Below are 17,530 nucleotides of genomic sequence, written 5' to 3' on the forward strand. Positions count from 1 at the left end.
GACGAGTAAACAGGGCATTTTTTCCCAATCGCGAATGTCCGCTTTTGTGATCCCGCGCTTGTGGTAACCTTGGTCGGTTTTTGGGTTTCGCCTTCCTGTTGCCGTTGAAGGGAGCCGAAACTCGCTGAAACAATTCTGAAAAAACGATGTGCGAACTAAGCTGGCGAATACGGGTCACAATGCTCGGTTTCCGTCGCGGTTTTGTTGGGTCAGGCCCGTCTTGTCGCGCTCAGCGCTGCGGCAAAAGCACAGCAGTCGTCATAACGATAAGAAGTTAGCAGGAGAGCATCATGTTTAAGTCTTTTTTCCCAAAGCCGGGGCCGTTTTTTATCTCGGCGTTTTTTTGGGCGCTTGTCGCCGTCATTTTCTGGCAAGCGGGCGGAGGCGCCTGGGTTGCGCATCTTACTGGCGCTTCCGGTGATGTTCCCATCAGTGCCGCACGCTTCTGGTCGCTGGACTACCTGATTTTCTACGCGTATTACGTCCTTTGCGTCGGATTGTTTGCGATGTTCTGGTTTATTTATAGCCCGCATCGCTGGCAATACTGGTCGATTCTGGGCACCTCGTTGATCATCTTTGTGACCTGGTTTTTGGTGGAAGTAGGCGTGGCGGTCAACGCCTGGTACGCGCCGTTTTACGACCTGATCCAGACGGCGCTTAGCTCGCCGCATAAGGTCACTATCGAACAGTTTTACCGTGAAGTCGGCGTGTTCCTCGGGATAGCGCTGATTGCCGTAGTGATTGGCGTGATGAACAATTTCTTCGTCAGCCACTATGTGTTTCGCTGGCGTACCGCGATGAACGAGCACTACATGGCGCACTGGCAGCATTTGCGCCATATTGAAGGCGCCGCACAGCGTGTGCAGGAAGATACGATGCGTTTTGCCTCTACGCTGGAGAATATGGGCGTAAGCTTTATCAATGCCATCATGACGTTGATCGCCTTTTTACCCGTACTGGTTACGCTGTCTGCGCACGTACCGGATCTGCCGATCGTCGGGCATATTCCTTATGGGCTGGTTATCGCGGCTATCATCTGGTCGCTGATGGGAACAGGATTGCTGGCCGTGGTGGGGATCAAACTGCCGGGGCTGGAGTTTAAAAACCAGCGGGTTGAGGCCGCTTACCGTAAAGAGCTGGTCTACGGTGAAGACGACGCCAGCCGCGCTACGCCGCCCACCGTGCGTGAGTTGTTCAGCGCGGTGCGCCGGAACTATTTCCGCCTCTACTTCCACTATATGTACTTCAACATTGCGCGCATTCTCTATCTACAGGTGGATAACGTTTTCGGTCTGTTCCTGCTGTTTCCGTCGATTGTTGCCGGTACGATTACGCTGGGCCTGATGACGCAGATTACCAACGTGTTTGGTCAGGTGCGCGGTTCCTTCCAGTATCTGATTAACTCCTGGACCACGCTGGTGGAACTGATGTCCATCTACAAACGTCTGCGCAGCTTTGAGCGCGAACTGGATGGACAGGATATCCAGGAAGTGACGAATACATTTAGCTAACAAACAAAAGGAAACGTTATGTCGGCGGCGTCCCGTCTTTACCCTTTGTCATTCCTGGCTGCCTTGGTGCTGGCAGGGTGTAGTAGCCAGCCTTCGCAACCGCTGAAAAAAGGGGAAAAACCTGTCGATGTGGCAAGCGTGGTGCGCCAGAAAATGCCCTCCAGCGTAAAAGACAGGGACGCGTGGGCGCAGGACATCGCAAAGACCTTCGAAAGCCAGGGGCTGGCGCCAACGGTTGAGAATGTTTGCTCGGTGCTGGCGGTGGCGCAGCAGGAGTCTAACTATCAGGCGGACCCGGTGGTGCCGGGGTTGAGCAAAATCGCCTGGCAGGAGATCGACAGGCGTGCTGAGCGGATGCATATCCCCGTTTTTCTGGTGCATACCGCGCTGAAAATTAACTCCCCGAATGGAAAAAGCTACAGCGAACGTCTGGACGCGGTGAAAACGGAAAAACAGCTCAGTGCGATTTTTGATGATTTTATTAATATGGTGCCGATGGGGCAGACGCTGTTCGGTTCGCTTAATCCGGTGCATACCGGCGGGCCGATGCAGGTCAGCATCGCCTTTGCCGAACAGCACACAAAAGGTTATCCGTGGACCATGAACGGGACGGTTCGCCAGGAGGTCTTTAGCCGCCGTGGCGGACTGTGGTTTGGAACCTGGCATCTGTTGAACTATCCGGCGAATTACAGCGCGCCTGTATTTCGTTTTGCTGATTTTAATGCCGGTTGGTATGCCAGTCGTAATGCGGCATTTCAGAATGCGGTCAGTAAAGCCAGCGGCGTTAAGCTGGCGCTGGACGGCGACTTGATTCGTTATGACAGCAAAGAAGCCGGGAAAACGGAACAGGCAATCCGTAAGCTGGCGGGCAAGCTGGACATGAGCGACAGCGCGATTCGACGTCAACTGGAAAAGGGAGACAGCCTCGCTTTTGAGGAGACGGCGTTGTACGAGAAAGTGTATAAGCTGGCGGAAGCCAAAACCGGTAAGGCATTACCGCGCGAGATGTTGCCAGGTATTCAGCTGGAAAGTCCGAAGATCACCCGTAATCTCACTACCGCGTGGTTTGCTAAACGTGTGGATGAGCGTCGGGCGCGTTGTATGAATTTGTAGGCCGGATAAACCTGGCGTCATCCGGCACAGGGAGGGTTACTGATGACGGTGACGCCAGCGCAAAATTACGGCAATGACGCCAAAAATCAGGCAACCTGTCAGGAAAGGCACCAGTCCGAAAATGGTGCCGACGCCTAATCCAATTTCCACGCGGGGGCGTCCGGTCTCTTGCATCTGCATCAGATGTTCATAAACGCCAGGCGCGTGAACCAGAAGGTTCAGGATCTGCGCCCCTGCCCAAAAGCAAAACAGCACAAACACGGCATAGGCGATATTACCTGGCGTGGAGGAGGTATCTCGATGTTTCCCGCTAAACAGGGATTTTGAGAGGGTAAAGTCAGCCATAAAGACCTCCGGGATAGTCTTCTGCACGAATCTGGCGTCATGCCAGCGGCTTATCGTGAAGTCTGACAGGTCATCGTGTTTGTCAATATCAGAATGATGGTAATTTCACTCAGGGATGACTCCTGGATTGCGGATTTTTTGTTTGATGTCACAATTTTGTTACCTTAATCTAAATTGATTAACATTTGAGAAATTCCGCACAGGCCACAGACGCTCAGGCAGAAATGTGCGAGGATGATTTTTTATTGTTTTAGCGTCGGAGCTGTCATGAACCTGCCTGTAAAAATTCGCCGTGACTGGCACTATTATGCTTTCGCCATTGGGCTGATCTTTATTTTGAATGGCGTGGTGGGGTTGTTGGGCTTTGAAGCAAAAGGATGGCAAACCTACGCGGTAGGCCTGGTGACGTGGGTATTCAGTTTCTGGCTTGCCGGGCTGATTATTCGTCGCCGTGAGGATGATAAAACCGAAGAAGCTTAATGCGGTAGTGTGCCGGATGGCGGCATCGGCCTACGAGCGTAAAACGTCGTAGGCCTGATAAGCCAAAGCGCCATCAGGCGATCAACACCAGATGGCGCATCGTCATCATAACATGCTGGTTTTCAGGGCGTTATCCGCCGCATGACGTTCCAGCGCCAGTTCAATCAGACGGGTAATCAAATCGGTATACCCTAAGCCACTTGCCTGCCAGAGTTTCGGGTACATGCTAATGTTGGTGAATCCCGGCAGCGTATTGATCTCGTTAATCACCACCTCGTTTTCCGCCGTTAAGAAAACGTCCACGCGCGCCATTCCCGCACAACCTAACGTCTGGTACGCCTGAATGGCGATCTGGCGGATCTTGTCGTTCACCTCTTGCGGGATTTGGGCGGGAACCACGACCTGCGCCCCGTTGTCGTCGATATATTTGGTGTCGTAAGCGTAAAAATCACTGTTCAGGACGATCTCGCCGCAGGTGCTGGCCTGCGGGTGATCGTTGCCCAGCACGGCGCACTCGATCTCACGGCCTTTGATCCCTTGCTCAACAACCACTTTGTGATCGAATTCGAACGCCAGCGCGACGGCCTGTTCATATTGCGCTTCGCTGGTGACTTTGCTGACGCCCACAGAGGAGCCCTGATTTGCGGGTTTCACAAACAGCGGCAGGCCCAGCCGGGACGCCACTTCCGCAAAACGGATCGCATCGCGATTCGCGCGAGTCAGCGTAATAAACGGCGCGATGTTCAGCCCGGCATCGCGCAGCAGACGTTTGGTGACGTCTTTATCCATGCAGGCGGCGGAACCCAGCACATCGGAGCCGACAAACGGTAAATTCGCTACGCGCAGCATCCCTTGCAGCGAGCCGTCTTCCCCCAGCGTGCCGTGTACGATCGGGAAAATGACGTCCACCGTCGGCAACGGCTGGCCGTTCTGTGCGTCAATTAACTGGTGTTCGTGTTTGCCCGGAACCTGCGCCAGGCTGGTAGAAGAGGGGCGCAGCGTAATGTGCGCGGGGTCGTTTGCATTCAGCAGATAGTTTTCGGCATCGCTGACATGCCATTGCCCTTGTTTATCAATGCCTAACAGCACAACGTCAAAGCGGGCTTTGTCGATAGCATCGACAATATTTTTTGCCGATTGCAAAGACACTTCATGTTCCGCTGATTTACCACCAAATACGATACCTACCCGCAATTTTGCCATCTTAAAAACCCATTCCATCGAACGCAAAGCGTATACATTACCACGACAAAACGTCGGATTCGCGGGCTTCTGCCATAATGTTTAAGGGAATCAGAGAGGAGGGGGCGTGAAAGGTAAGGGTTGGCTTGCGATTGTGCTGCTGGGGGCCGTGGGTGTGGTGGGTTACCGCTCTCTTCCGTCGCATTACAATCCTTTTGTTCCCCTGCAACTGTCCGATCCTCCGGGCTGGCTCACCAAATTCAAACTACAGCGTCTGACGCCGCAACAGTGCCAGGGATTACTTGAGCAGGCCAATCGCCAGGGAATGATCTCGTCGCAACCCGTTGCCGACAGCGCGGGCGAATGTCCGCTGTCAGACGTGGTACGGGTCAGGCATTTTGGCTCCGTGTCGTTGAGCAGCAGTTTCCTGGCCTCTTGCCCGCTGGCGCTGAGTTCTGCGCTGTTTGTGGCGCGCCAGGCGAAACCGCTAACCCAGTCGTTTATGGGCAGTCAACTGACCCGTATTGAGCACCTTGGCAGCTATGCCTGTCGCAATATCTATCACCGGGCGGATGCGCGTCGCAGTGAACATGCCAGCGCACAGGCGTGGGATATCAGCGGTTTTCAACTGGCGGACGGTCGAAAAGTTACGGTTCTGCGGGGATGGAAGGATGAGAAAACCGCCCCCTGGCTGCGCGCGATGCTTAACGCCAGTTGCACTTATTATGGCAATGGACTGGGGCCGGAGTACAACGCCGCGCACGCCAACCATTTCCATCTCGGTATGCGCGGATACGGGCTTTGTCGTTGAAGCATAAATCCCTGTTCTGAACGGGTATATAATGTGACATATTTCACAAATCTGATGAACGGGGAGATAAAATAGCAAAATAGAGGTTACCGCATCTCTGGAACCGCTTCTGCTGACGCAACTTGCTAAGCTGGTGAGCGTTTTCAGCTATTTATCGTTATGAGCACTTATGGAATCCTGGAAGGTTAATCTTATCTCCGTCTGGTTCGGCTGCTTTTTTACCGGGCTGGCGATCAGTCAGATCCTGCCATTTTTACCGCTGTATATCTCGCAAATGGGCGTCACTTCGCATGAAGCGCTCTCCATGTGGTCTGGCTTAACCTTCAGTATTACCTTTCTCATCTCCGCGATTGTTTCGCCCATGTGGGGCAGTCTGGCTGACCGTAAAGGCCGCAAACTGATGCTACTGCGCGCATCGCTCGGCATGGCGATCGCGATTTTACTTCAGGCGTTTGCGACCAATGTCTGGCAACTGTTTCTTTTGCGCGGCGTCATGGGGCTTACCTCCGGGTACATTCCTAACGCGATGGCGCTGGTGGCTTCGCAGGTGCCGAGAGAGCGTAGCGGCTGGGCGCTCAGCACGCTTTCCACCGCCCAGATCAGCGGGGTGATCGGCGGGCCGTTAATGGGCGGAGTCATTGCCGATCATATCGGGCTGCGGGCGGTCTTTTTTATTACCGCCACGTTGTTGATGGTGAGCTTTCTGGTAACGCTGTTTTTAATTAAAGAGGGCGTTCGTCCGACTCTCAAAAAGAGTGAACGACTGAGCGGCAAAGCGGTTTTTGCCTCATTGCCCTATCCGGGTCTGGTGATTAGCCTGTTTTTCACGACGATGGTGATACAGCTCTGTAACGGTTCGATCAGCCCCATCCTGGCGCTGTTTATCAAATCCATGCTGCCGGACAGCACGAACATTGCCTTTTTGAGCGGATTAATTGCGTCGGTGCCCGGCGTTTCAGCGCTCATTTCCGCCCCCCGCCTTGGCAAACTTGGCGACAGGATCGGGACGGAAAGGATTCTGATGGCGACGCTGGTCTGTGCCGTGGTGCTGTTTTTCGCCATGTCGTGGGTGACGACGCCGTTCCAGTTGGGGGTTCTGCGTTTTCTGTTAGGTTTTGCCGATGGCGCGATGCTGCCTGCCGTACAGACCTTATTGGTGAAGTATTCCAGCGATCGAATAACCGGCCGTATCTTTGGTTATAACCAGTCGTTTATGTATCTCGGAAATGTGGCCGGGCCGCTGATGGGGGCGTCCGTATCGGCGATGGCGGGCTTTCGCTGGGTATTTGTCGCGACGGCGCTCATTGTGCTGGTGAATATCTGGCAACTGGCGATTGCGTTGCGCCGCCGTCACGCTGCCTGAGATCCGCTGTTAATCGTGATCATGTGCAGAAAGCATTCTGTACATGATCCTTTCTTTGCTACCAAATCCAACGTAGATCACAAATTGACCATTAGTTGTGTAAGAGAACTTCTTTTTTCTACTGTTACGCGTATACAGTTACGCGTAACAGCTATCGAAAAAGAGGTTTTTGATGAAAAATATTTTTAGTCTTGCAGGTAAACGCGCATTGATTACGGGGTCAGCGCAGGGAATCGGTAATTTGCTGGCAAGGGGGCTGGCAGAGCATGGCGCCAGCCTGGTGATTAACGACATTACGCAGCAGCGGGCGGAACAGGCCGCGAGCACACTGACGGCTCTGGGTTATGACGCCGTGGGTTATGGGTTTGATGTCACTCACGCGGCGGAGGTGGAAAAAGCGATTGCGCATATTGAGCAGGAAATTGGGGCGATTGATATTCTCATCAATAATGCCGGTATCCAGCGTCGTTACCCCCTGACGGAATTTCCTGAAGCAGAGTGGGATCGCGTTATTGATGTCAATCAGAAATCCGTCTTCCTTGTTTCTCAACAGGTAGCCAAATATATGATGGCGCGCCGGGAAGGGAAGATTATTAATATTTGTTCCATGCAGAGTGAATTAGGCCGGAAAACAATTACACCCTACGCTGCCTCAAAAGGCGCGGTGAAAATGTTGACGCGAGGAATGTGCGTGGAACTGGCGGAATATAATATTCAGGTTAACGGCATTGCGCCGGGCTATTTTGCCACAGAGATGACGGAAGCGCTGGTGAACGACGACGCCTTTTCTGCCTGGCTGTACCAGCGCACGCCTGCCGCGCGTTGGGGAAAGCCGGAGGAGTTGATTGGCGCGGCAGTTTATCTTGCGGCCCCGGCCTCGAATTTTGTTAACGGTCATATTCTCTTCGTCGACGGCGGAATGTTAGCTGCGGTATAGACTCATTATCAAAAGGAATGTGTATGAACGCTCTTGCTAAATTACCAGCCCGGCGCTGGTGGTATTTAATGCCGATTATTTTTATTACTTACAGCTTAGCGTATCTCGATCGCGCCAATTATGGTTTTGCCGCCGCGGCAGGTATTGAAACCGATCTGGGTATTACGAAAGGAACTGCATCCTTAATTGGCGCGCTTTTTTTCCTCGGGTATTTCTTTTTTCAGGTGCCGGGAGCTTTGTACGCCGTTAAACGCAGCGTACGGAAAATGATCTTTTTCAGCCTGATTCTGTGGGGAATATGTGCCGCCGCGACGGGGTTTGTCAGTAATATTCCCATGCTGATGGCGATCCGTTTTACTCTTGGCGTGGTTGAGGCGGCGGTGATGCCAGCCATGCTGATTTATATCAGCAACTGGTTTACGAAAACCGAGCGCTCGCGGGCGAATACCTTTTTGATTTTGGGTAATCCGGTCACCGTGTTGTGGATGTCGATTGTCTCCGGTTATCTGATTCAGGCCTGGGGATGGCGCGAGATGTTCATTATTGAGGGCATCCCGGCGGTACTGTGGGCATTTTGTTGGTGGGTGCTGGTTCGTGATAAACCGGCCGATGCCAGCTGGCTGACGGCGGAGGAAAAAGAGACGCTGCAACAGGCGATGGATCGTGAGCAAACCCATATTAAACCGGTACGTAACTACGGCGAAGCCATGCGCTCGCGTAACGTTGTCATGCTGTGCGCGGTACATGCTTTGTGGAGTATCGGCGTGTACGGATTCATGATGTGGATGCCATCCATCCTGAAATCAGCGGCCCAAATGGATATCGTATCCGTCGGCTGGCTGGCCGCCGTGCCTTATCTGGCGGCGATCTGTCTGATGCTTACCGTATCGTGGTTATCGGATAAGTTTCAGAACCGTAAGCTGTTTATCTGGCCGTTGCTGCTGATTGCCGCCATCGCTTTCTTATGTTCCTGGCTGTTGGGGAGCAACGCTTTCTGGCTCTCTTATGGATTGCTGGTGGTTGCCGCAGCCTGCATGTACGCGCCTTACGGCCCGTTTTTTGCCTTAATTCCTGAACTGTTGCCGCGTAATGTGGCGGGCGTGTCGATGGGCTTAATCAACAGTTTCGGCGCGTTAGGGGCATTCCTCGGCGCATGGCTGGTGGGGTATCTCAATGGTCTGACGGGCGGGCCGGGCGTTTCGTACACCTTTATGGCGATTTCCCTGCTGGCCTCGGTGGTATTGATGTATAACGTGCGCGCTAACCAGGCGCCGTCGTCCACATCCTTACAAACCGGGAAAGCGGTGGGCTAATCCGGTCGGATAAGATGCAGTCCCTCGCTGGCTGTGTTAAGGTTCTCTGCGAATTGATCACGCTGTCTTTCGCAGAGAACTTCATGAAAAACAATCGGATGACCTTGCAGGATATCGCCACGCTGGCTGGGCTAAATAAGATGACGGTAAGCCGTTATCTTCGCGATCCCAATCAGGTCTCGCAGCGTAGCCGCGAGCTGATTTCGAAGATCATGGAGGAGAATAATTATATTCCCAATCGCGCCCCCGAGATTTTGCTTAATGCGCGCAGTAAAACGATCGGGGTGCTGATTCCCTCCTTTCGCAACCAGATTTTTGCCGATGTCCTGGCGGGGATTGAGTCGGTGACTTCCGCTCATCAATACCAGACGCTGATCGCTAACTATGAATATGACCCGGAGCGGGAAGAGCGCGAAGTGCTTAACCTGCTCTCCTACAACATTGATGCGCTGATTCTGACCGGAAAACAACATACTGAACGTATGGTGCAGTATGTGCGCGCCAGCGGTATCCCCGTGGCGGAGTTAATGGATATCACCGAGCATTGTCTGGATATGCAGGTTGGTATTGATAACGAAAAAGCCGCGTGGGATATGACTCAGGCGTTTCTGGAGGCGGGAAAACGCGCCGTGGCGTTTTTCGGCTCTATGGACGACCCGCGTGATGTCAGTCGCTATCGCGGCGTTGAGCGTGCGCTGAGCGAGCAGGGGTTACAGCCTTACCATGTGGTGCCAAAAGCCATTTCGTCACTGGCCTTAGGTCGTCAGTTGTTTTTGCAGACGATGCGCGACAGACCGGATATTAACGCGATTTTTTGCACCAACGACGACTTAGCCGTTGGCGCGCTGCTGGAGTGTCAGTCGCAGCAGATCCCCGTTCCGCAACAGGTTGCTATTGCCGGATTTCATGGCCTGGAAATCGGCCGCGCACGTTTGCAAAAAATAGCGAGCGTGATTACCCCCCGCTACGATATGGGAAGCGTAGCCGCAGATATGCTGATTAAACGTCTGGGCGGAAAAGAGACGCTGGACAGGGTCAATCTGGGATATCAAATATATTATGGCGATACGCTTTAAGTTAAATTTTGGCGTATTTACCATAACTTTAATTTATGCAATGGCGTGACTATATATACCCTGATTTTTTACGGTTGAATTATTTTCTTGCGAGAAACGTTTCGCTCCATTTTGTCAGCGCATTATTTACAGAAAGTCTTTCCTTTATCATAAAAATACTACTTTTACCCTCTAGGCAGTCGTGAACCATAATGATAACGTCAGCATTCCTCGGATAAGGAAATACGGTCATGAAAAATCTCATTTCAGAGTTGTTGCTGAGGCTCGCCCAAAAAGAAGAAGAGTCGAAAGAACTGGTTGCTCAGGTAGAAGCGTTAGAGATTATTGTCACGGCGATGCTGCGTAATATGGCGCAAAATGAGCAGCAGAAGCTCATTCATCAGGTTGAGGATGCGCTCGACGGCGTAAAGCCGGATGCCAGCGTTCCAGATTACGATACGGAATTGCTGCGCCAGTATGTAAAAAAGTTACTGAGGCATCCTCGTAGCTGATCGTATTCAGAGTAAACACTGTCATAACCTTGTCACGTCAGTTACCTATAGTCGCTTTGTTTTTATTTTACTGTATTTATACCCGTTGTACTTCAGGTTGCATATGTATTGGCTTTCTGTAATCCGAATTATTTAGGGTAGGCACATGGAGAAAATAAAGTGAAACAAAGCGCTATTGCTATTGCCCTGTTACCTCTGCTGTTTACCCCCATTACGCATGCCAGGACGTCCACGATGACGGTGCTGGATAATCGTGCCGCACAGGGAGATATTACCACGCCGGGCGGGGCGCGCCGATTAGCGGGCGATCAAACGGCGGCGCTGCGAGATTCGTTGAGCGATAAACCGGCCAAAAATATTATCCTGCTGATCGGCGATGGTATGGGGGATTCTGAAATCACTGCGGCGCGAAATTATGCGCAAGGGGCCGGCGGCTTTTTTAAAGGAATTGATGCTTTACCGTTGACCGGGCAATACACCCATTACGCGCTGGATAAAGAAACGGGCAAACCGGATTACGTCACAGACTCCGCCGCGTCGGCAACGGCGTGGTCTACGGGAGTAAAAACCTATAACGGCGCGTTAGGCGTCGATATCCACGAAAAAGATCACACCACGATCCTGGAGATGGCCAAAGCGGCAGGTCTGGCGACGGGCAACGTCTCGACCGCAGAATTACAGGATGCGACACCCGCCGCGTTAGTCTCCCATGTAACCTCACGCAAATGCTACGGCCCCAGCCTTACCAGCACTCTTTGCCCGACAAACGCGCTGGAGAAGGGTGGAAAAGGGTCGATCACCGAGCAACTGCTGAATGCGCGGGCGGACGTTACGCTTGGCGGCGGCGCGGCCACCTTTGCTGAAATGGCGACCGCAGGCGAATGGCAGGGGAAAACGCTGCGTGAGCAGGCGCTGGCGCGTGGATATCAGCTGGTGAACGATGCCGCCTCGCTGAAGGCGGTAACGGCGGCAAATCAGGATAAGCCGCTGCTGGGCTTGTTCTCCGACGGCAACATGCCGGTTCGCTGGGAAGGCCCGAAAGCCTCTTATCACGGCAACCTTGAACAACCTGCGGTGACCTGCAAGGCAAACCCGCAGCGCGATGATACCGTGCCTACGCTGGCGCAAATGACGGATAAAGCGATTGAGTTGTTGAGTAAGAATGAAAAAGGTTTCTTCTTGCAGGTTGAAGGCGCGTCTATCGATAAACAGGATCACGCCGCCAACCCATGCGGGCAGATCGGCGAAACGGTCGATCTGGACGAAGCCGTGCAGCGTGCGTTGGCATTCGCTAAAAAAGAGGGCAATACCCTGGTTGTGGTGACTGCCGATCATGCGCATTCCAGCCAGATTATCGCGCCGGAAAGCAAAGCGCCGGGACTGACGCAGGCGTTAAATACCAAAGATGGCGCGGTGATGGTCATCAGCTACGGCAACTCGGAAGAGGAGTCGCAGGAACATACCGGCAGCCAGTTGCGCATTGCCGCATACGGCCCGCATGCGGCGAATGTCGTCGGATTAACGGACCAGACCGATCTGTTCTACACCATGAAAGCAGCGTTGGGACTGAAGTAAACGGACACCTGACGGCAATACTTTTGCCGTCAGGTGGTATTTTCGTCGTCAGCAGCCAGACTTAGAGTTAGCCTCCTTCGGTTACGGCGCACGTAACCAGAAGGATGACGTGTAGTGTCAACACTCACAGAAGGATGGTGCTATGAAAATAACATTACTGGTTACCCTGCTGTTTGGGCTGGTTTTTTTAACCGCCGTCGGCGCTGCCGAGAAGACATTAACCCCGCAACAACAGCGTATGACGAGCTGCAATCAGCAGGCGACGGCGCAGGCGTTAAAAGGGGATGCGCGTAAGACCTACATGAGCGATTGCCTGAAAAACAGTAAATCCGCCCCAGGTGAGAAAAGCCTGACGCCGCAGCAACAGAGAATGCGTGAGTGCAACCAGCAGGCGACGGACCAGTCGCTGAAAGGCGACGATCGCAGCAAGTTTATGAGTGCCTGTCTGAAAAAATCCGCATAGTGCTAACGGGTGAGCTGAGAAAATCACTCACCCGAAATTTCATACTTCCTTCACAATCCCCCTCTCTATAATTTGGGAAAATTGTTTCAGAATGTTCCCAAAAAATAATGAATGATGAAAACTTTTACAAAAAAGCGGTCGCACAGAGTGAGCCACCTCACTCTCCTCAAAATGACCATCAACGCTCCGGGCTGCGATTCGCCAGGCGGGTGAGACTGCCGCGTGCGGTAGGACTGGGATGGATGTTTCTCCCGATCGCCGCTGTACTGGCTTCACAACCGATTGCGGGAGGATGGTGGTTGTTTCTGGTCGGCTGGTCTTTCGTCTGGCCGCACCTGGCGTGGCAGCTGGCGAGTAAAGCCATCGATCCCTTAAGCCGGGAAATATACAACTTAAAGGCGGACGCCATTCTTGCTGGCGTCTGGGTTGGGGTGATGGGCGTCAACGTGCTGCCCTCCACGGCTCTGCTGATGATGATGTGTATGAATTTGATGGGCGCGGGAGGGCTGCGGCTCTTTATTGCCGGTATGGTGTTAATGGTTGTGTCATGTCTGGTGACGTTACAGCTGACCGGAATTACCGTGGCTTTTCGCAGCGCGCCGCTGGAGTGGTGGTTCTCCCTGCCGGTGATTGTGATTTATCCCTTGCTGTTTGCCTGGGTGAGTTACCAGACGGCGACCAAACTGGCGGAACATAAACGCAGGCTACAGGTGATGAGCATGCGGGATGGCATGACCGGCGTCTATAACCGGCGTCACTGGGAAATATTGTTGCGTAATGAATTTGATAACTGTCGCCGCTACCACCGGGACGCCACGTTGCTCATCATCGATATCGATCACTTTAAGAGCATTAACGATACCTGGGGGCACGATGTCGGAGATGAGGCGATTATTGCCCTGACGCGCCAGTTGCAGATGACGCTGCGCGGCAGCGATGTGATAGGACGTTTTGGCGGCGACGAGTTTGCGGTGATCATGTGCGGTACGCCAGCGGATAACGCGATTGCCGCGATGTCGCGGGTTCATGAGCGATTAAACGCGTTACGCCTGCCGTGCGCGCCACAGGTTATTTTGCGCATCAGCGTGGGCGTTGCGCCATTGACCACGCAAATCGGACACTACCGGGAATGGCTGAAATCGGCGGATATGGCGCTTTATAAAGCAAAGAACGCCGGACGTAACCGTACCGAAGTGGCGGCCTGACGTCCGGCAACTGGCTCAGGACTTACTGAGTTTCTCTGATTTTTCCATACACTTCGCCATCGCTTCGATAATCGACGCCCGGAACCCTCGCTCCTCCAGCACGCGAACGGCTTCAATGGTCGTCCCGCCAGGCGAGCACACCATATCTTTCAGTTCACCCGGATGTTTACCCGTTTCGAGCACCATTTTGGCGGAGCCCATTACGGCCTGCGCGGCGAATTTATAGGCCTGCGCGCGCGGCATTCCACCCAGCACTGCGGCATCGGCCATCGCCTCAATAAACATGAAGACGTAAGCCGGAGCGGAACCGCTGACCCCAACGACGGGGTGGATCATCGACTCGGCAATCACTTCCGCTTCGCCAAAGCAGCGGAAAATGTTCAGCACGTCAGCGGTATCTTCCGGCGTGACCAGCGCATTTGGCGTTATGGAGGTCATGCCCGCGTTGACTAAAGACGGCGTGTTTGGCATCGCGCGAACAATTTTGCGATCGTGCCCCAGCGCGCGCGCCAGCTGATCGAGCGTGACCCCCGCAGCGATAGAGACGACTAATGAGTCCTTGTTCAGGCTGGAGCTGATTTCGCTCAGCACTTTAATCATGATGCCCGGCTTCACGGCGCCGAAAACGATATCCGCAACCTGCGCGACGTCCTGCGCACTCTGCGCCGCATTGATGCCGTACCGATCGTGCAGCGCGGCGACGTTATCCGGGGACGGGGTATAGACCCAGATTTGCCCGGGGAGAACCTGACCGCTGGCAATCAGGCCGCCCAGAATGGCTTTTCCCATATTACCGCAACCGATAAAACCGATTTTCTTCTCCATTTCGTCACTCCCTATGCGTATTTTTAGTTGGGGTTATTAGCTTAACGTGGATTGAAAGTCTCATGAAGGAGAAACAGCACTTTGACGGAAGACAAAAGCACGAGACAATAGACGATTGCACATGAGCCTGGAGCGGTTATGACAATATGGGTGGATGCGGATGCGTGTCCGAATGTGATTAAAGAGATTTTGTACCGTGCGTCTGAACGTATGCAGATGCCGCTTATTCTGGTGGCAAACCAGAATTTACGCGTACCGCCTTCGCGTTTTATCCGCACACTGCGCGTACCCGCCGGATTTGATGTCGCTGACAACGAGATTGTGCGTCAGTGCGAAGCCGGAGATTTGGTCATTACGGCGGATATCCCGCTGACCTCTGAAGTGCTGGAAAAAGGGGCGGCGGCGCTGAATCCACGCGGCGAACGCTATACGGAGTCAACGATCCGCGAACGCCTGACAATGCGTGACTTTATGGATACCCTGCGCGCCAGCGGGATTCAGACGGGCGGGCCGGACAGCCTTTCTCCGCGCGATCGCCAGCATTTCGCCGCCGAGCTGGATAAGTGGTGGCTGGAAGTCCAGCGCAGAACGCGCTAAATGTAATGTTATTTTTACACTTTGCTGCTGATGATTTCTTGTTATAGTAAGCGCGTACAATCTTTCACGGTTTTTGTGGAATGATTTATTTACATTTAACGATGTACTAGTTTGGTGGTATGATTATTACTTTGATGACATCAGATCCCGCACCTTTGCGGCTCTCTGGGGAAAGCCCGCTATGACGCAACCTCTCTTTCTTGTTGGCCCTCGCGGCTGTGGTAAAACAACAACCGGTATGGCGCTTGCGCAGGCAGTGGATTTCCAGTTTGTTGATACCGATCGGTGGTTGCAATCGCACGTTCAGATGACGGTTGCGGAGATTGTTGACCGGGAAGGGTGGGACAGCTTTCGCGCCAGAGAAACAGCAGCGCTGAAGGCGGTTACCGCGCCGTCAACGGTGGTTGCGACGGGGGGAGGGATCATCCTCACCGAATACAATCGTCGCTATATGCGCGAAAATGGCATTGTGATTTATTTAAGCGCGCCAGTGTCCACGCTGGTGAACCGGCTGGAGGCCGCGCCAGAAGAGGGACTGCGCCCGACGCTAACCGGCAAGCCCTTAAGTGAAGAGGTGCAGGAAGTGCTCGAACAGCGCGACGCGCTGTATCGTGAAGCCGCGCATTACATCATCGATGCGAGCCATGCCCCTGACCAGGTTGTTTCTGAAATTCTTGCGGCGTTGTCGCAGGCGGCGCAACGATTGCAGGGCGGCGTCTATAATTAAAGTTCATCCAGTAAAAAGGAAGAACTATGCCAACAAAACCGCCTTATCCCCGGGAAGCGTATATCGTCACCGTTGAGAAAGGAACGCCAGGTCAGACGGTGACCTGGTATCAGCTCCGCGCCGACTATCCCGAACCCAACGCACTGATCAGCGAGCATCCTTCCGCGCAGGAAGCGATGGATGCCAAAACGCGCTATGAAGATCCCGATAAAAGCTGATAAATCCTGACGTGTGGAACGCCCGGCAAGGCGTCTGAGTCACGTCACAACGTACTTGCATCACACTTTTCACTCATTGCCGCATTCTGCTAAAACTGAAAATTAAACGATAACAATATACTACTGGAGTGATTTGGAATCTTTACACAATGCATTGCCGATCTCCTGCTACGCTTTTCTGCATTTGTAGCGCAGGGCAGGTAAGTGTTCAGGCATTTACCCGGGAATTAACGACGAAGTAAAAAGAAGGTGGAACAGAAAATGAGTGCGTCGTTGGCTATCCTCACGATCGGCGTTGTGCCAATGAGCGAAGTGCTGCCGCTTCTGACGGAATATATTGATGAGCAACATATTACCCATCATAGTCTGTTGGGTGAGATCAGCCGTGAAGAGGTGTTGGCGGAGTACGCCGTCGAGGCCGGAGATGATCCGCTATTAACGTTGCTCAGTGATAACCAAATCGTCCATGTTTCGCGCCAGAAAGTAGAGCGCGACCTGCAAAGTATTATCGAAGTGCTGGATAACCAGGGCTACGATGTCATTTTATTGATGAATACCGCCGCGATTAACAGTATGACCGCGCGTAACACGATCCTGCTGGAACCGTTGCGTATTATCCCGCCGTTAGTGGCGTCGATTGTTGATGGCCACCAGGTGGGCGTGATTGTGCCGGTTGAAGAGTTACTGGATGTGCAGGCGAGAAAATGGCAGGTCTTACAACGTCCTCCGGTCTTTTCTTTGGCGAATCCCGTGCAGGGATCGGAACAACAACTGATTGATGCCGGTAAAGATTTGCTGGAACAGGGCGCGGATGTGATCATGCTGGATTCCATTGGATTTAATCAGCGTCATCGTGATTTATTGCAAAGAGCGCTGGATGTTCCGGTCTTGCTCTCTAATGTCTTGATTGCACGACTGGCTTCGGAGTTACTCGGTTAATTTTGCGTGACAGGCAGAAGGTCGCGACCCTATATTGGTGCTTAACGTAACCATGAGAAAGGGCCAGTTTATGCTACAAAGTAACGAATACTTTTCCGGCAAAGTGAAATCGATCGGCTTTACCAGCAGCAGTACTGGTCGCGCCAGTGTCGGCGTGATGGCGGAAGGCGAATATGCCTTTAGCACTGCCGCGCCGGAGGAGATGACGGTGGTCAGTGGCGCGTTGAACGTACTGCTTCCGGGGGAAACCGAGTGGAAAGTCTACGCGGCGGGCGAGGTGTTTAACGTCCCTGGCCAAAGTGAGTTCCATTTGCAGGTGGCTGAACCGACGTCCTATCTTTGCCGCTATTTATAATGGC

The 17,530-nt window shown here is 53.1% G+C and carries 20 protein-coding genes; 17 read left to right on the forward strand and 3 right to left on the reverse strand.

The window, feature by feature from the left end:
• The first annotated feature begins 290 nt into the window (after positions 1-290).
• Both sbmA and OGX75_RS15710 read left to right on the forward strand, forming a co-directional pair.
• Positions 291-1,511, forward strand: coding sequence for a peptide antibiotic transporter SbmA (gene sbmA / locus OGX75_RS15705; RefSeq protein WP_049011958.1), 1,221 nt, complete (start codon positions 291-293; stop codon positions 1,509-1,511).
• An 18-nt stretch (positions 1,512-1,529) separates the two neighbouring features.
• Positions 1,530-2,624 carry a DUF1615 domain-containing protein gene (locus tag OGX75_RS15710; RefSeq protein ID WP_286450927.1) on the forward strand — a complete coding sequence of 365 codons (1,095 nt, stop codon included), beginning with the start codon at positions 1,530-1,532 and terminating at the stop codon, positions 2,622-2,624.
• A gap of 36 nt (positions 2,625-2,660) precedes the next feature.
• Here the strand turns inward: OGX75_RS15710 and OGX75_RS15715 are convergent, their stop codons facing one another.
• A complete protein-coding gene (locus tag OGX75_RS15715; protein WP_024130611.1) occupies positions 2,661-2,969 on the reverse strand; it encodes a YaiY family protein in 309 nt (102 codons plus the stop codon).
• Positions 2,970-3,236: 267 nt separating this feature from the next.
• On the opposite strand from OGX75_RS15715, the gene OGX75_RS15720 reads away from it, so the two are divergent.
• Positions 3,237-3,449 (forward strand): DUF2754 family protein, encoded by a 213-nt coding sequence (locus tag OGX75_RS15720; RefSeq protein ID WP_024130610.1) that lies wholly within the window; start codon positions 3,237-3,239, stop codon positions 3,447-3,449.
• 105 nt (positions 3,450-3,554) lie between these two features.
• Here the strand turns inward: OGX75_RS15720 and ddlA are convergent, their stop codons facing one another.
• Complete coding sequence (gene ddlA, locus OGX75_RS15725) at positions 3,555-4,652, reverse strand: D-alanine--D-alanine ligase (RefSeq protein WP_130028802.1); 1,098 nt, start codon at positions 4,650-4,652, stop codon at positions 3,555-3,557.
• Between the two features lie 106 nt (positions 4,653-4,758).
• Between ddlA and OGX75_RS15730 the strand changes: the two genes are divergently transcribed.
• From OGX75_RS15730 to adrA, 9 genes are all read left to right on the forward strand, one after another.
• Complete coding sequence (locus OGX75_RS15730; RefSeq protein ID WP_047458542.1) at positions 4,759-5,442, forward strand: extensin-like domain-containing protein; 684 nt, start codon at positions 4,759-4,761, stop codon at positions 5,440-5,442.
• Positions 5,443-5,611: 169 nt separating this feature from the next.
• Positions 5,612-6,805: a multidrug efflux MFS transporter gene (locus OGX75_RS15735; protein WP_012133614.1), complete on the forward strand. Its 1,194-nt coding sequence runs from the start codon at positions 5,612-5,614 to the stop codon at positions 6,803-6,805.
• Positions 6,806-6,977: 172 nt separating this feature from the next.
• Entirely contained in the window at positions 6,978-7,742 is a 765-nt protein-coding gene (gene idnO / locus OGX75_RS15740) for a gluconate 5-dehydrogenase (protein ID WP_112002465.1), read from the forward strand.
• 23 nt (positions 7,743-7,765) lie between these two features.
• Positions 7,766-9,055: an MFS transporter gene (locus OGX75_RS15745; protein ID WP_024130608.1), complete on the forward strand. Its 1,290-nt coding sequence runs from the start codon at positions 7,766-7,768 to the stop codon at positions 9,053-9,055.
• Positions 9,056-9,138: 83 nt separating this feature from the next.
• Entirely contained in the window at positions 9,139-10,131 is a 993-nt protein-coding gene (idnR, locus tag OGX75_RS15750) for a DNA-binding transcriptional regulator IdnR (RefSeq protein ID WP_058668690.1), read from the forward strand.
• Positions 10,132-10,361: 230 nt separating this feature from the next.
• The gene (iraP, locus tag OGX75_RS15755) at positions 10,362-10,622 is read left to right on the forward strand and encodes an anti-adapter protein IraP (protein ID WP_012133608.1); all 261 of its coding nucleotides are present in this window, start codon (positions 10,362-10,364) and stop codon (positions 10,620-10,622) included.
• 159 nt (positions 10,623-10,781) lie between these two features.
• Positions 10,782-12,197: an alkaline phosphatase gene (gene phoA / locus OGX75_RS15760; RefSeq protein WP_200030802.1), complete on the forward strand. Its 1,416-nt coding sequence runs from the start codon at positions 10,782-10,784 to the stop codon at positions 12,195-12,197.
• A gap of 142 nt (positions 12,198-12,339) precedes the next feature.
• Complete coding sequence (gene psiF, locus OGX75_RS15765; RefSeq protein WP_012133606.1) at positions 12,340-12,660, forward strand: phosphate starvation-inducible protein PsiF; 321 nt, start codon at positions 12,340-12,342, stop codon at positions 12,658-12,660.
• Between the two features lie 107 nt (positions 12,661-12,767).
• On the forward strand, positions 12,768-13,865 hold the full coding sequence (gene adrA, locus OGX75_RS15770) for a diguanylate cyclase AdrA (protein WP_012133605.1): 1,098 nt from the start codon (positions 12,768-12,770) through the stop codon (positions 13,863-13,865).
• Positions 13,866-13,880: 15 nt separating this feature from the next.
• Here adrA and proC read toward each other — a convergent pair whose 3' ends face one another.
• On the reverse strand, positions 13,881-14,690 hold the full coding sequence (proC, locus tag OGX75_RS15775) for a pyrroline-5-carboxylate reductase (RefSeq protein ID WP_047458533.1): 810 nt from the start codon (positions 14,688-14,690) through the stop codon (positions 13,881-13,883).
• 138 nt (positions 14,691-14,828) lie between these two features.
• On the opposite strand from proC, the gene OGX75_RS15780 reads away from it, so the two are divergent.
• The 5 genes from OGX75_RS15780 (at position 14,829) to ppnP (ending at position 17,526) form a co-directional block, all read left to right on the forward strand.
• Positions 14,829-15,287 carry a YaiI/YqxD family protein gene (locus tag OGX75_RS15780; protein WP_286450928.1) on the forward strand — a complete coding sequence of 153 codons (459 nt, stop codon included), beginning with the start codon at positions 14,829-14,831 and terminating at the stop codon, positions 15,285-15,287.
• A gap of 181 nt (positions 15,288-15,468) precedes the next feature.
• The gene (gene aroL / locus OGX75_RS15785; RefSeq protein WP_047458531.1) at positions 15,469-16,014 is read left to right on the forward strand and encodes a shikimate kinase AroL; all 546 of its coding nucleotides are present in this window, start codon (positions 15,469-15,471) and stop codon (positions 16,012-16,014) included.
• A gap of 26 nt (positions 16,015-16,040) precedes the next feature.
• Complete coding sequence (yaiA, locus tag OGX75_RS15790; RefSeq protein WP_012133601.1) at positions 16,041-16,232, forward strand: protein YaiA; 192 nt, start codon at positions 16,041-16,043, stop codon at positions 16,230-16,232.
• 261 nt (positions 16,233-16,493) lie between these two features.
• The gene (locus OGX75_RS15795) at positions 16,494-17,171 is read left to right on the forward strand and encodes an AroM family protein (protein WP_012133600.1); all 678 of its coding nucleotides are present in this window, start codon (positions 16,494-16,496) and stop codon (positions 17,169-17,171) included.
• Between the two features lie 70 nt (positions 17,172-17,241).
• The gene (ppnP, locus tag OGX75_RS15800; RefSeq protein ID WP_024130605.1) at positions 17,242-17,526 is read left to right on the forward strand and encodes a pyrimidine/purine nucleoside phosphorylase; all 285 of its coding nucleotides are present in this window, start codon (positions 17,242-17,244) and stop codon (positions 17,524-17,526) included.
• The last annotated feature ends 4 nt before the right edge of the window (positions 17,527-17,530 follow it).

This window comes from Citrobacter sp. CK199, from assembly GCF_030333285.1.
GTDB classification, from domain to species: Bacteria; Pseudomonadota; Gammaproteobacteria; order Enterobacterales; family Enterobacteriaceae; genus Citrobacter_B; species Citrobacter_B koseri.